This window comes from Stenotrophomonas sp. YJH_SMC_119, from assembly GCF_059368315.1.
On the sequence record NZ_JCAFRP010000002.1, the window covers coordinates 85,862 to 100,006 of the forward strand.

Genomic DNA, 14,145 nt, shown 5'->3' on the forward strand with positions numbered 1-14,145 from the left:
TCGTGGAGCGGGTGCCTATGCACCTGCCCCAAGCGGCGTCAGTCGACGTGCAAAGCGCGTTCCAATGCGGCCGTCTTGACCAGCTGCGAGATGACGCCCGGCTTGCCCTTCAATGCCACGCGCGCCAGCACGCGCTGATTGGCCATCATTGACTCCTGATAGGCGTCGTAGGACCGCATGCGCGCCTCCCACTCCTGCTGCAGCTTGGAAATATCGTTTGCCGTACGCAGGGAGTCACTGTTCACGGCCGAAAGAGTTCCCGCAAGATTGCCATCGGCGCCGCCTCGCCAGCCCATGATCTCAGACAACGACGCGTTGATGCTGGGAATGGTCTTCTCGATGAAATCCACCGTCTCGTTGCGCTTCCGGTTTTCCATCATCTGGATGTTGACGCACAGCTGCTGCTGCTGCGCGTAGAGATCACCGGAGGTATCCAGCACAAACTTCTTCAGCAGGCTGCCAGCGCTGAAGCCCGCCGACGTACGGCAGAGGTCGGCGACCATATAGTCGTCTGGAACCCGCTCCAATGTGGCGCCTGGCGGCAAGCCGAAGTTGTTGATCATGCCCTGGATCTGGACAAGCGCATTTTGGTACTCCTGGAACGTCCTTCTCCACCGAGTTACCTGAGCCGCGTACTCCAGCCCGTCAGCCTTCATTTGCGCCTTCCCTTGGGCAAAGTCCTTCAGTGCCTGCATGAGATTACTGAGGTCGAAGACAGGGTAACCACCGGCCGAAACCGACGTGGTGGAGAACATGACCATGCTCCCCAGCAGGATGGCTGCCAGGCGCTTCTGACGCAGACCGCGGTGGCGCTTGTGATTTCGGGATGTCATGCTCATGTTCTTCTCCAGGGGAATGGATTTCATTCGGCGCTGTCTGATCCAGGGCTTTCAAGCCGCATCGGTTTCGGCAGAGGCCTTGGCTTTACCAGAGCCCTTTCGGTTCTTGTAGAAGTCCTCCAGCCACTGTTCCGGCGTGAGTTCGTCCACGGTGATCCGATTGCGGACTGCAGCCGTCTGCAGCACCCGATGCATGATGTCGATGTTGTCGGTCGAGGCCGAGATCACCGACAGGATGTCGTCCATGCCACGCAGGTTGAGCTGGCAGACACTGGAAGCATGGCCCTGCTTGACCAGGAAGCAGCGCGAGCGCTCGTCCAGTGCCGTGACCACCTTGAACTCCGCCTCGGTCAACTTCAGGCCATCCATGTAGTCGCTCTTGCTGGCGTTCGGGTTCGGCAGCAGGATGAGCGTGGCGGTCTGCTCGATCAGGGCAGCGGAGATATCACTCTTCAGCGCGTCTTCCGGGCTCTGCGTGGCGAAGATGCCCAGGCCGTTCTGCTTACGGATGGTCTTCTGCTTGTTCTTCGCGAACTCCTTCAGGCCACCCTCGCCGTCCAGGATCTTCCAGAATTCGTCCATCACATAGATCAGCGGTCGACCGTCGATCAGCGATTCCAGGCGGTGCAGCAGGTAATTGATGACCGGCACGCGCACTTCGGGATTGTCGATGATGTCGGTGTAGTCGAAGCCGATGATGTTGGCCTTGCTCAGATCCACCGTATCGATCGGATTGTCGAAGACCCAACCCAGCGAATTGCCCGAAGTCCAACGGCGCATGCGCGCATAGAGGCCGTCGTCGCCCATGTTGGGCAGGCTCTTCTGGAAGTTGGTCATGCTGCGCAGATGCATCGGCGTATCGAGCATGCTCTCCACCGCACGGTAGATGTCCTCTTCCTCGCGGGCGCTGTACTCGCGCTTGCCGGCCAGCACCTTGATCAGGTCGGCCAGGAACTGCACGTTCGCTTCGTTGTTCTCGCACTGGAACGGGTTGAAGCCAGTCGGCGCACCGTTCTCCAGGGCCAGATAATTGCCACCGCAGGCACGCACGAAGATCTCCGCACCACGGTCCTTGTCGAAGAAGAAGATGGTCGGTGACGGCTCATACTTCTGAACCTGGCTGAGCAGGAAGTTGATCAGCGCGGTCTTGCCGGTACCGGACTTGCCGATCACCATGGTGTTGGCGATCGCCTTCTCACCCAGCGAATTCTCGGATGGATGGGTGGCATGGAAATTGAAGTAGTACGGCTGGCCGTTGGTGGTCTGCAGCGTGGTCACGCAGTCGCCCCACGGGTTGTTGTGCTGCTTGCCCGTGGCGAAGTTGTGCAGCGGCGACAGGCCGAGGAAATTCAGTGAGCTGACGTTGGCCAGCCGCGTGCGGAAGCGCCAGTTGGCCGGCAGCTGCGAATAGAACGACGAGGTGACTGCCAGATCCTCCTTGGTCGACACGAAACCGGCGTTGGACAGCTCGGCACGGGTCGAGGCCACGTTCTGCGACAGCTTCGCCTGGCTGTCGCCATACACCGCGATGATGAAGTGGTATTCGCCCAGCACGAAGTTGCCTGACGACAGATGATCCATCGCCTGGTCGAGTTCGACGATCTGACTGACCGCCTTGTCGCCCGACGAGATCATCATGCCCTTGGTCCGGTCCAGCACCTTCAATGCGTCCTGGCGCCCCATCGGGCTGAACGAATGGGTGATGACGTACTCGTAGTCCAGATACTTCAGACCATTGAGGATGCCCGGATAGGTCCCCTCGGCATATTCCTTGATATTCAGGATCGCGCCGAAATGGTTAACGCCATTGGGCGTATTGATCACGAAATCGCCGGTCTTGGCCGAGAACATATGACGGCTGACCGGAAGATAGTCTTTCACAGGCGCCGACAGCACCGGTACCGGCTCATCGATGCGGTTGATCAGGTAGCCGAACAGCTCAAGCGTTTCGGAAAACACCACGCCGTTCTTGGCTTCGTACATACCGAGCCGGTAAGGCGCGTAGTCGCGGATCACAGCCTCGACGTTGCCGGCGAGCTCCATCAGCTTCTCGACGGCCTGCTCCTGCTCGGCGCGCAGCTTGTCCACGTTCGCGGACTTCTCCACGAAGCGCTTTCCCGCCACCACCGGGCGATAGATCATCGTCAGGTACAGCTCGTTCTGCATGATGCGCTGGGAGGACAGCATGCCCATGTACTGGTCGGACACATCCTGGTTGAAGCGCTGCTTGTAGTAGCTCTTTCCCTTCAGGGTGCGACGGCGCCGGATGTCATGCACCCAGAAGGCAACGTTGACGAAATCCGGTGCGCGCAGCGTCTGCAGCAACCGGTTGAAGGTGTTGTGCCGATGCTCAAGCTCCCATTCTTCGCGCCCCACGAACGGCAGCCCTTCCAGGTGCCACGTCAACAGGTAGTCGCCGCCCGTGGTCTTCACCACATTCGGAGCCACGTGCGACGACAAGGGGATGAATTCGCTGATGGAGGTATCTGGGTTGAACATACGACTGCTTCCAAAAGGTACTGCCGACAAAGATGCGGAGTTGGCCAGGCGGGCGCTCAACGCCCGCCTGGCCGGATCCAGCCCTCAATCCCTGGGGGCTGGCTTGTTGCGGTAGTGATTCGGGTTGAACACCCACATGCCATCATGCTCCTGCACGTTGCGCACCTTGAGCTTGAACATCAGGCGCAGGCCCAGCAGGCGGAAGATCATCTCGTCACGCTTGGCCATCTGCCGCATGATGAAAATGGCCACCGGGATGGTCAGCAGAAACCAGAAGTTCGTGTACATGCTCAGCAGCAACAACCCACCCGCCACCATGAAAAATGGCAGGTAGGGAACGCCCAGGAACATCGCTGGGCGCGTGCAGCCCCGGAACAGGACGTTCTTATGCACTGTAGTACTGGACGGCGTGCTTGATCATTTCAAACGCCATGCCAGCGCCGTCGCCACCACCGACCTTTTCGCAGCTGCCAGCCTCCTTGCCGAGCAGCATGCGCGCGATCTGGCCTGCCGCGCCGATCAGCACACCGCCGATGAGGATCGGGGCCACGTCACCGATGCGCTTGTGGGCAAACGCAATCTGGTAACCGGCGAAGATCACGGCGATCGTGACCACGGCGATCGAGGCCATGTTCAGCAGACCGTTGATGTTGGAGAAGAAGCCGCAGACCTTGCCATCGGTACCACCGAAGTCAGTGCCGGCCAGGGCCTGCGGAGCGAACACAGCACCGGCGAATGCGACGGCCATCAGCATGGTCTTCAGCGTGCGCTGGGCCTGGACGAGGTCGAGATTGAATCGCTTCATGGATTGATTTCCTTGTTGATGGACTAACACAACTGAATCGACCAGCCGGGGGACCGGTCGCACCACGACTTCGTCAGAACACGAAGGCCGCATCCCCTGCGGGAATCTGCTGCACCGGCGCACGGGGCGCCGGTGCGTTGTAGAAATTCTGGGTGTCCGCTGCCGGCGCGTTACGCTCATTCCACGGGCGCAGCATCACCGGCGCGTTCGCGCCGGCAGCCATCCCGGGAAGCTGTTGCGGCATGGCTGCCCCGCCCTGCGCCGCACCAGGCTGCTGATACGGCTGCGGAGCCTGCTGCGGCATGTCGTTTCCACGCTGTGCCTGTGGCTGCATCATTCGATCGACCGAGCCCAGCACCACGCGCGATACCGCCTGGTCGGCGATATTCAGCAGGCTGCCGCGGGCCATCGCACCGGTGGATGGGTAAACGGTGTAGGCCCGGGCCGGGTCATTGGACGGCACGTACACCGGCGCACTGGCCTGGGCGACGATGCGTGCCTGGGCCGGCGAGGCCGTCTGCGGATGATGTTCGACCCTGACCACCCGACGCTCGCCGCGGCTGACCACGTCAATCGGCGCGACGCCGTTGCTTGCGACCTGCTGACCGCGGCGGATCGAGTCGTAGATCTTCTGCACGTACCCGTGACGGAAGCCGGTCTCGAAGTTGCCCGAGTAGTAGCAGCTGAACGACTTGCCCCAGTCACCACCGGAGCGCTTGTAGCAGTCGGCGAGGATGCGCGAACCAGCCTGCAGGTTCGGGCACTGCTGGAAGGCCTTCTCGTAGGAATCCAGCCCGTACTTGCCCAGGTTGTAGCGGTTGACCTGAGCCAGGCCAATGGAGAAGTTGTAGCCCTTCTCCTCCAGCATGCGAACGGTGGCCAGCGCCTCGTCGAGGGCCTTGGGCTGGCGCACCAGGGCGCCGCCGACCACGCCGATGGCATAGGGGTTGCGCGACGATTCCACGTTGATGACGTGCTGCATCACGTCCATCGAGACGGCCATTTCCGGGCACGCCATCATTTCCAGTCCTGGCAGCATTGGTCAGCCCTCCTGCCCCTGGGCACGCCCAGGATTGAAGTCGATGCCGGTGATGTAGCGCGAGCCGGCATGCGCCTTGATATGCACGACGATGTCGATGGTCATCATCAACAGTCGCTTGATCACGTTGAACTCCAGGCCCGAACCCTCGGCCGAGGCCTTCACCATCAGCGCCAGCTGATCCCAGGTCTGCTCCGGGCTGCCGGCATGGCAACTGGTGATCGAGCCCGGGTGGCCCGATGCGCAGTTGCGGATGAAGTAGAACGCCTCGTCACCGCGCAGCTCGGCCAGGATGATGCGTTCTGGCTTCATGCGCAGGCAGGCTTCCATGCAACTCTTTGCGCTGACATTGCTGGTGCTCTGCCCGCCCTTGGAGTACAGCAGGTGCACCACATTGGGTTGGGTCAGAAACAGCTCGCGTGCGTCCTCGATCGTGACCAGGCGCTCGTTGTCCGGGATATGATTGACCAGCGCTTTCATGAAGGTGGTCTTGCCGCTACCGGTCGCACCGGAGACCACGATGTTCTTGCGGTACATCACCGCACGACGGAAGAACTCTGCGTACTCGCGCTGCTGGCGCAGTTCCAGCAGCTCGCGGTCCTGCTCGCTCAGACTGCCATCCTGTTCCAGGATCTGGTTGAAGAAACCATCCTCGTGGTACTGGGTGAGCGACTTGGTGTGCTTGGACGGCAGGCGGATCGTGATCGAAACCTTGCCGGCATCACAGGCAGGTGGAATCACGAACTGCGCACGTTGCCCGGTCGGGAAGGTAAGCGAGACGACCGGATCGGCATCGGTGATGCGCTGGCCGGTGTTGCTCTCGTTCACCACTGCCGTGCAGAACTGCCGGGCCCGCTCGAAGGTCAGGCCCGGCACCTCCACCCGCTGCCACCCGGCCCGGGTTTCCAGGTACAGCTCACCGGGACGGTTGATGCAGATTTCCGTCACTTCCGGGGATGTCATGTACTCGGCGATGCCCAGCACTTCGTACTGATAGCGCAGGAAATCGCTGGAAACGAGGGCGAGGGGTGACACTTCGGCGTCCATGGTTGTTCTTCGGGTTACCGGCGCGGGTTGAGCACGTTGGTGAAGTCAACGTCCTTTGCGACGTAGACGTTCACGATGGTGCCCTGGTTGATGGTGACAGTCGGCGGGCGATTCGAACTGGTGAGGGCTTCGTTGGCGAGACGCTCCATCGTGCGCGCAGTGGCGCTTTCATAGGGCGAACGAACGGCGAAACCATTGCTTGAAACCGTCGTCGACTCTGGGCCATGTTCGGCTGCGGCGTACTTGAAGGCGTCGGCGATCAGGCTGATCATCAACGCCGATGCAATGCGACTACCCCAGTGCGCGCTGTACTGGCCAGGATGACCGGCACCACCCAGCTGATCCACGCCCGGGCTGGACATGGCCACGTCGATGCCATTGGGCGTGGTGATGCGATCCCAGATCACTTCCACGCGCTTGCCCTTGGGACCGCCACCGTACGCACCATAGATCTTGGACCCCTTGGGCAGCAGCAGGCTGCGGCCGTTGATCGAGTAGACCGGCTCGGTCAACAGGCACGACGTATAACCTGCAAGATCGGTGATGATGCGGGTCTCGAGTACGCAACGCAGATAGGTGCCACGCACCAGCAGTGCGTCGGGGCTCCGGATGTAGGAAGCGTTGGACACATCCTCCACATCAGGCCCGCGGCGCACCTTTGCCGGCGGAGCATTGCCGTTCTGCGCCTGCAGCGCAGCCAACGTGGCCTGCATGTAGGGATCGTCGTTGTCCCCTGCTGCGGCCTGGCCGCCAGCGTCGCCCGTGCCCACGCCTGCGCCACCACTACCGGCAATGCGGCGATCCAGCAGACTCGGGCCACGCTCTACCTCGCGCTCGGGTTCGGCACGAGGAATGAACGTCGGGCCCATCGTTTCCTGCGGCGGCGGCGGCAGCATCGGAATGGGCTCGGCGGCTTCCCGGGCAGCCTCGCGAATCGCGGAGGGTGCAATGATCGGCAGGTCGGGGGTGCTCGAACGTGCAACCTGCGGCGGCGCCTTGGCTTCTTCAGCGTCTTCCTTGCCCTTGCGCAGCAGCAGGAAGCCCATGGCCAGCAACAACACCAGGATGCCGCCGAGGAACAACAGCGCCTTGCGGTTCAAGCGCTGCTCTTCCGCAGAGCGAAGCTGTGGGGCACTGGCATCCAGATCCGGCGCCGCCTCTGCCTGCGCGTGCCCGTAGTAAGGGTTCGCCGATGGCTCCTGAGCCGCAGGCCCCTGTCCGTACGGAGACGGATTCGGATCGTTTTCGGGAGTGTTCTGCTGGCTCATTTCTTCACGTTCCTTCGCAGGCCGACGACGAAGTCGCCGTGGCGGATGACCAGGTACGGGTACGTCCCGTGCACGATCAGCGTATTGCCCTCAACCGTGGTGTTGACCACGAAATCCTCGCCATACTCCTTCTCGCGACCGAATACGGCCGGGAAGATACCGGTCTTGTACTCGGGCGAGTTGGGCAGTTTCAGATAGGTGAAACGGCCATCATCGTAGGCGTTGACCGGGACCAGCCATCCCATCTTCTTGGCCTTGCTGGTCGAATAGGAGTAGTTGAAGTTGTATTGGCGATCCTTGGCCAGCTCGGTACTGAGCAGCGGCTGCGCTTCCTCCTCGACCGCCGACTGGGCAGGGCCGAACACAGTGTCATTCGGATAGACGAATGCGATCTTGTACTGCACGCCGGCGCGACGGGCCTGCTCAAGCTGGCGCCAGTCGGTGGCAACGACCTTCAGCTCGAAAATGTACGAATGGGTCTCGGTACGCACCATCATGTTGGTGTCGACGTCGACGTTCTTCGGCTTGAGATAGAACACGTTCTCGCGACGGGTGAGTTCCCAGCCGCTGCTGAAGCCGGTGCTGTAGTCGAGGATCTTCTCGTTCGGGCTCAGCTCGATCTGGGTGGTGAGGCCCAGGCCGGTGCGAACCGGGTAGATGCGGTCCTTCTCATACTCGTAGTGGTCAACTGCCTGTGCCATCGCCGCGCTGGAAAACACCAGCGACAGCAACGACAGCAGCGCCCACGCGCTTCCCCTGATTTTTCGACTACTCATCGGTTGCTTGCTCCATCAGCATTTCCGGTGGAATGGTTCGGTGCCGGCATCATTGCCGGCTGTCCCGGCGCGCCCTGCCCCGGCATCGGCTGCCCCTGGACCGGCTGCCCCTGCATGGGCGCACCCTGCATCGGCTGCATCTGCCCATTGGCCGGCACTGCGACAGGCTGACCGGTGGCGGGATCGATCATGGTGGCAGCGGCCGGATTGTTCGGAACGTACATGCCCTGCGCCTGCTGCGCGGCGAGCTGTGCCTGTTGCGCGGCATCCTGGGCCTGCTGCTGCATGGCACCGTCATCCGGCACGGGTACCCCGCGCGCATAGTCGTTGTCGACACGGTACTCCGTGACCTGGAACGCCAATGGGTTGAGCACGCGGTCCTGTTCGGAGAGCGCCAGATTCTGGTTGTACTGGAAGCGCATGGTGACCAGCTGGTTGTCCAGATAGGTCGATACACCGCTGCGCTTGTCAAGCAGGCTGCGCTGGATGCGCACGGACGCGCCACGGAAGCTGCCGTTCGCCTGCACGCCCAGCGGGGTGATGCTGAGGATCTTGACCCTGATCGCCTTGCCCCGGCCGTACATCACGAACGGATTCTGCGGATTGTTGCTGGCATAGCGCTGCTTCATGCTTGCGGCCACGGCATCACTGGACATGACGAACACCAGCTCCCAGTCGCGCAACCCCATCACCGCGGAGTCGTACGACTCGCGCGCCAGCACGTACTGGGCGACATTGCTGCGGTTGACCGCTTCATTGGTGGTGATCGTCTCGCCCTGGAACGTGCCCCTCAGGCGCGCCACCGTGGCGGTACCCGTGTAGGCATCGGCCATCACCAGGAACGGCACCTTCTCCTTCAGCGGCAGCATGTAGTAGTAGCCGCCAGCCAGTGCCAGCGACATCAGCAATGAGCCGGTGGCGACCCACCAGGCACGGCGCTCACTGCGACGCGCCATGTCGGCCACGGTGATCTCGTAGCTGACCGCCTTGGCGACCGACTGCTCGACCTTGGGACTATTGCCGGGATCCTTCTTGCGGAACATGGATTCTTCCGTACTGCTGAAACATCAATGGGCGTGGCACCCCTGCGACAGGCGCGGGGAGCGGCACGTTCGATGATTTCGAGGTGGACTCAGGTGCCGCTGTTGGAATCAGCGCCCTGTGCCGACGCGGTCGGCGTCGAGCCAGCGCTCTGCACAACGATCTGGTTGCCAACGATGGAGACGGAGATGCCCTGCGCTGCATAGGCCGCCGTCAGATCGATCACGGCCTGCTGAGCGTTGGTGGTGTCGATGTTGGAAACCGCGCCGTACAGGGTGAAGTCCGAGCTCAGGCGGTAATCCAGCGTGCGTCCGGAATCCTTGGCCCAGCGCTCGAGCATGGCTTTGAGCGTGCCATCCATCGGCGAGGCCTGGTAGACGTAGCTGGAGTACAGCGGGATCTCGGTGGTTGCCGCAGCAAAGCGGTTCACCGGCTTCCAGCGGCCTCCGAAATCGGGAGCGGACTTGGTGGCGCAACCGGCCACCATCAACGCCGCCACTGCGGCGATGGACATTTTCGCGATAAACGCCTGATTCATACGGGCTTCACTTTGACGTACGAAAAAGCAGTCCCGAGCATTGGTCCCCTGGTCGTCCGGCGCTGCGTCGCGCACGCCGGAATCGGAGCGACGCACTGACTGGCAGCACACCCACTCCGGCTCCCCTGCAGCCAACGGCTGCCAACCAAGTCGCGGGGCCGCCAGACACTCCCGGCGACACACCCGCATACCTCACCAACGTCGAAACCATCCATGTTTCATGGCACAAACTCCTGGCCACCCTGCTCTACAACATCTGCCATCCATCACACATTTCTGAACGGCATGCACAGGGTCGCACAACCACGCGTCAATTCCATGTCAGACAAGTCTGAAAATCTATGAACAAATGCCGAATTCTTGACTCAACTCACGTTTTCACGTCAATGAATATGAATCTACGTCACAAATTTAACGACGTGAATTAGACGTTAAGCATTGGAACGTCGACTTTCGGCAGCAGCCGCGAGGTGAAGTAGCGATCCTTGTAGTAGCGGATCTTGTCGCACTTCACCGGATGCGGTATGCCCTCGTACAGGAACACTTCCTTGTCCGGCCCCATCGCCTTCAGCTCCTGCGGCAGCATCAGTGCCCGCCGCTCCTCGGTGAAGCTGTGGGTCTTCTCGCGGGCGTGCGTGACGTTCTTCTTGCGGATGGTGGTGTAGCCCAGCATGTCCGAATAGTCGTTGGCGTCCTGCTGCTCGCGCGGCGCGTACAGGATCTGCAGCGCGTGGTTGGTGATGATCGTGCGCGAGACTTCCCGGCCGTAGGTGGCATCGAGCTGGGACATGCTCTGGATGATCGGCAGCAGGCGGATGTTGTAACCGGCCATGTAGGACACCGCCGAGGCGATGATCTCGACCTTGCCGATCGAGGTGAATTCGTCCATCAGCAGCAGGCACTGGTACTTCAGGTCCGGGTTGGACTTGGGCAGTTCCTTGGTGTTGAGGTTGATCAGCTGGCTGAAGAACAGGTTGATGATCAGCCGGCTCTCGGCCAGCTTGTTCGGCTGGATGCCGATGTAGATGGTCATCTTCTTCTTGCGCACGTCGGTCAGCAGGAAGTCGTTGCTGCTGGTGGCCTTGTCCAGCACCGGGTTGATCCAGGGATTGAGCGGTTCCTTGAAGGTGCCCAGGATCGAGGCGAAGGTCTCGTCGGCCTGGGACAGCATGTTGGCGAACGCCGATCGCGCGTTGCCACTGAGGAATGAACGCTCCGACAAGGCCTTGAGGTACTTCTTCAGATCGGTGCCATCGCCGGATGACAACCGGTAGACAGAACCCAGCGTCGGCGTGCCCGAGCCGCCCGGGAAGCCGCTGCTGCGCTCGTCGTCCCAGTTTTCGAACAGATACAGGGTGAAGGCCATGAACGCGTTGCGCGCCTGGCTGACCCAGAACTTCTGGTCCTCGGCGCCGTCCGGATACAGCATCGCGGCGATGCTCATCAGGTCCGACACCCGGAATGCCGGATCATCGGAGACATAGCTGAGCGGGTTCCAGCGGTGCGTGCGCCGATCCTCGGCGAAGGGATTGAACAGGTAGATCTCCTGGCCCTGGCTGGCGCGCCAGCCGCTGGTCAGGTCGAAGTTCTCCTGCTTGATGTCCAGCACCACCAGCGATTCGCCGTATTCCAGCAGGTTCGGGATGACCACGCCCACGCCCTTGCCTGAACGGGTGGGTGCCGCAAGAATCACGAACTGCTGGCCATCCAGCCGCACCAGTTTGCCGCCATGGCTGCCGACCACGATGCTCTGGCCGGTCTTCTTGAACATGCCATGCCTGGACAGGTCGGCGCCGGTGGCGAAACGCGCGTCGCCATGCAGCGAGCGCTTGTCCTTCTTCAGCAGCAGCACCAGACCGGTCACCAGCAGGACCAGCAGCGGCAAGCCGAAGCCCACGTAGCCGGCCCACTTGATCTTGCCCACGAACGGCGCAACCTGCGGTTGGCCGATGGCGTGGTAGTACTGGTAGTACGTGTTCCAGGTGAACAGCTTGGTGTCCAACCCCAGGAACAACAGGGTCAGGTAGCCGGAAAACACGAAACCAAGCAGCAGGGTCGCCAGCGTGACGATGGCGATGAGCAGATACTTCTTACTGGGCAACACCCGAATCCTCCATGATGCGCACGAGGGCGCGACGGCCTAGCGGCGGCGCCAGCGCGACGCCTTCTTCCGCAGGTTGTTTTCGTTCTCCAGCCCGGGCTCTTCGCCCTCTTCACGCACCCGCTGCAACAGCAGTTGGCGCGCTTCGGCCAGTGATACCAGGTCGGTCAGACGATCCCCATCGTCGGCGACGACCGCATGGCCGACCACATCGCCCGGAGCGTACACCGGCTCGTAGGACACTGCTACCAGCTGATAGCGGCCACGGGTTTCCAGCACATGCCTGAATTCCTGCATCGCATTCCTCCTTGTCGGGGCAACACTGCGTCCCCTGCCCCGCCATGATGCCCATCGCAGTGTCATCGGCGTATGCACAAGCGCTACGGTTTCTGCGCGAAACTGTCTGCGGATATCCAAGGAGACTGCAATGGACTGGGTAGCACTTGCACGCACGCTGGCCACCGAGGCCCACGCGGGCCAGACGGACAAGGCCGGCCAGCCTTACATCTGCCATGTGGCGCGGGTGGCGGCCGCGGTGCGCGGCGACGATGACGCCGAAGTGGTGGCCTGGCTGCATGACGTAGCCGAAGACTGCCCGGCGTTTGCCGCACGGATCGAGGTCTTTCCCGCCCCGCTGCGCGAGGCGGTGCACCTGCTCAACCGCGACGCGGCCCCCGACGCGGACAGCTACTACGCGCGCATTGCCGCCCACCCGCTGGCACTGAAGGTGAAGCAGGCCGATCTGGATGACAACGCCGATCCGCAGCGCCTGGCGATGCTCGACGCGGCGACGGCCGGGCGCCTGCGCGGCAAGTATGCGCACGCCCGGGCAGCGCTGGGCCTCTGATCGCGCCGCGCGATGGCGGGTGGGCGAACGTGTCACCGATCAAACGCTGATTTACCCTGAGTGCTGCTGCCCTTGCTGCGGTGCAGCAGTACAATGACCGGCTCCCCGCCCCCATCGCGCCCCGCATGAGCCCCAACTCTTCCCTGGCTGCGCGGCTGACGCCCCGTCAGCGCACCCTGATCATCCTTGCCTTGTCGCTGGGCGGCTTCGCCATCGGCACCAGTGAATTCGCCAGCATGGGCCTGATGCTGGAGATCAGCCGCGGCCTGTCGATTTCCGAAACCCAGGTCGGCCACCTGATCAGCGCCTACGCCATCGGCGTGGTCGTCGGCGCCCCGATCCTCGCCTTCGTCGGCGCCAGCTTCCCTCGCCGCAAGCTGCTGCTGGCACTGATGGGCTTCTATGCCGTCGGCAACCTGGCCAGCGCACTGGCACCGAACTACGGCACGATGCTCATTGCGCGTTTCGTCGCCGGCCTGCCGCATGGCGCCTACTTCGGCGTGGCGATGCTGGTGGCCGCCGCGATCAGCCCGGCCGGCCAGCGCGGCCAGGCGATGTCGCGCGTGTTGCTGGGCCTGTCGATCGCGATCCTGGTCGGCAATCCGCTGACCACCTGGCTGGGCCAGCAGCTGAGCTGGCGCACCGCCTTTGCCCTGGTCAGCGTGCTGGCCATCGCCACCGTGGCGATGATCGCGCGCTTCCTGCTGCCGGACCCGGACGAGGTCCGTACCTCGCCGATGCGCGAACTGCGCGCCTTCAACACCACCCAGGTGTGGCTGGCGCTGGCGATCGGCGCCGTTGGCTTCGCCGGCATGTTCTGCGTGTTCACCTACCTGGCACCGACCCTGGTGCAGGTCACCGGCGTGGCCGAATCGTGGATGCCGCTGGCGGTGGGCGTGTTCGGCATCGGCGCGATCATCGGCAACATCGCCGGTGGCTGGCTGGTGGACAAGTTCCACTTCAAGGCCGCCGCCGTGGTGCTGCTGTGGTCGATCGTGATGCTGCTGCTGTATCCGCTGGCCGCGCAGTCGGTGTGGACCATCGGCCCGATGATCATTACCGTCGGCACCATGGGCGCGCTGGCCGCAGTATTGCAGACGCGCCTGATGGACGTGGCCGGCGAAGCACAGACCCTGGCCGCCGCCTCCAACCATGCCGCCTTCAATACCGCCAATGCACTCGGCCCGTGGCTGGGTGGCATGGCGATCAGTGCCGGCTTCAGCCCGGCCAGCACTGGCTATGTCGGTGCCGCCACCGCCATCGGCGGCCTGCTGCTGTGGTGCGTGGCGGTGATGCTGGACAGGAAGCGCAAGACAGCCGGCGTGGGCAGTCACTGACCTTCGCG

General features: G+C 62.5%; 14 protein-coding genes. 2 read left to right on the top strand and 12 right to left on the bottom strand.

Annotated elements, in window-relative coordinates:
* Positions 1-38: 38 nt before the first annotated feature.
* The 12 genes from AC5P6S_RS04695 to AC5P6S_RS04750 all read right to left on the bottom strand — a co-directional run bounded on the left by AC5P6S_RS04695 (position 39) and on the right by AC5P6S_RS04750 (position 12,250).
* Positions 39-839 (bottom strand): hypothetical protein, encoded by an 801-nt coding sequence (locus AC5P6S_RS04695; protein WP_123958716.1) that lies wholly within the window; start codon positions 837-839, stop codon positions 39-41.
* Between the two features lie 51 nt (positions 840-890).
* A complete protein-coding gene (locus AC5P6S_RS04700; protein ID WP_024958424.1) occupies positions 891-3,338 on the bottom strand; it encodes a VirB4 family type IV secretion/conjugal transfer ATPase in 2,448 nt (815 codons plus the stop codon).
* A gap of 84 nt (positions 3,339-3,422) precedes the next feature.
* On the bottom strand, positions 3,423-3,731 hold the full coding sequence (locus tag AC5P6S_RS04705) for a VirB3 family type IV secretion system protein (RefSeq protein ID WP_012480639.1): 309 nt from the start codon (positions 3,729-3,731) through the stop codon (positions 3,423-3,425).
* Positions 3,724-4,143: a TrbC/VirB2 family protein gene (locus AC5P6S_RS04710; protein ID WP_012480640.1), complete on the bottom strand. Its 420-nt coding sequence runs from the start codon at positions 4,141-4,143 to the stop codon at positions 3,724-3,726. The genes AC5P6S_RS04705 and AC5P6S_RS04710 overlap by 8 nt, the downstream gene beginning before the upstream one ends.
* Positions 4,144-4,216: 73 nt before the next feature.
* Positions 4,217-5,182: a lytic transglycosylase domain-containing protein gene (locus AC5P6S_RS04715; protein ID WP_012480641.1), complete on the bottom strand. Its 966-nt coding sequence runs from the start codon at positions 5,180-5,182 to the stop codon at positions 4,217-4,219.
* Positions 5,183-5,185: 3 nt separating this feature from the next.
* Positions 5,186-6,229, bottom strand: a complete 1,044-nt coding sequence (gene virB11, locus AC5P6S_RS04720) for a P-type DNA transfer ATPase VirB11 (protein WP_033833165.1) — start codon at positions 6,227-6,229, stop codon at positions 5,186-5,188.
* A 14-nt stretch (positions 6,230-6,243) separates the two neighbouring features.
* Entirely contained in the window at positions 6,244-7,497 is a 1,254-nt protein-coding gene (locus AC5P6S_RS04725; protein ID WP_012480643.1) for a TrbI/VirB10 family protein, read from the bottom strand.
* Positions 7,494-8,273, bottom strand: coding sequence for a TrbG/VirB9 family P-type conjugative transfer protein (locus tag AC5P6S_RS04730; protein WP_012480644.1), 780 nt, complete (start codon positions 8,271-8,273; stop codon positions 7,494-7,496). Before AC5P6S_RS04730 ends, AC5P6S_RS04725 begins: the two co-directional genes overlap by 4 nt.
* Positions 8,270-9,316, bottom strand: coding sequence for a VirB8 family type IV secretion system protein (locus tag AC5P6S_RS04735; protein WP_012480645.1), 1,047 nt, complete (start codon positions 9,314-9,316; stop codon positions 8,270-8,272). Before AC5P6S_RS04735 ends, AC5P6S_RS04730 begins: the two co-directional genes overlap by 4 nt.
* Positions 9,317-9,405: 89 nt before the next feature.
* Positions 9,406-9,852 (bottom strand): hypothetical protein, encoded by a 447-nt coding sequence (locus tag AC5P6S_RS04740; protein ID WP_012480646.1) that lies wholly within the window; start codon positions 9,850-9,852, stop codon positions 9,406-9,408.
* A gap of 424 nt (positions 9,853-10,276) precedes the next feature.
* A complete protein-coding gene (locus tag AC5P6S_RS04745) occupies positions 10,277-11,956 on the bottom strand; it encodes a type IV secretory system conjugative DNA transfer family protein (protein WP_005410127.1) in 1,680 nt (559 codons plus the stop codon).
* Positions 11,957-11,992: 36 nt separating this feature from the next.
* Positions 11,993-12,250 (bottom strand): hypothetical protein, encoded by a 258-nt coding sequence (locus AC5P6S_RS04750; RefSeq protein WP_005410128.1) that lies wholly within the window; start codon positions 12,248-12,250, stop codon positions 11,993-11,995.
* A gap of 130 nt (positions 12,251-12,380) precedes the next feature.
* On the opposite strand from AC5P6S_RS04750, the gene AC5P6S_RS04755 reads away from it, so the two are divergent.
* Both AC5P6S_RS04755 and AC5P6S_RS04760 read left to right on the top strand, forming a co-directional pair.
* Positions 12,381-12,800, top strand: coding sequence for an HD domain-containing protein (locus AC5P6S_RS04755; protein ID WP_099527319.1), 420 nt, complete (start codon positions 12,381-12,383; stop codon positions 12,798-12,800).
* Positions 12,801-12,925: 125 nt separating this feature from the next.
* Complete coding sequence (locus tag AC5P6S_RS04760) at positions 12,926-14,137, top strand: MFS transporter (protein ID WP_005410130.1); 1,212 nt, start codon at positions 12,926-12,928, stop codon at positions 14,135-14,137.
* Positions 14,138-14,145: the final 8 nt, after the last annotated feature.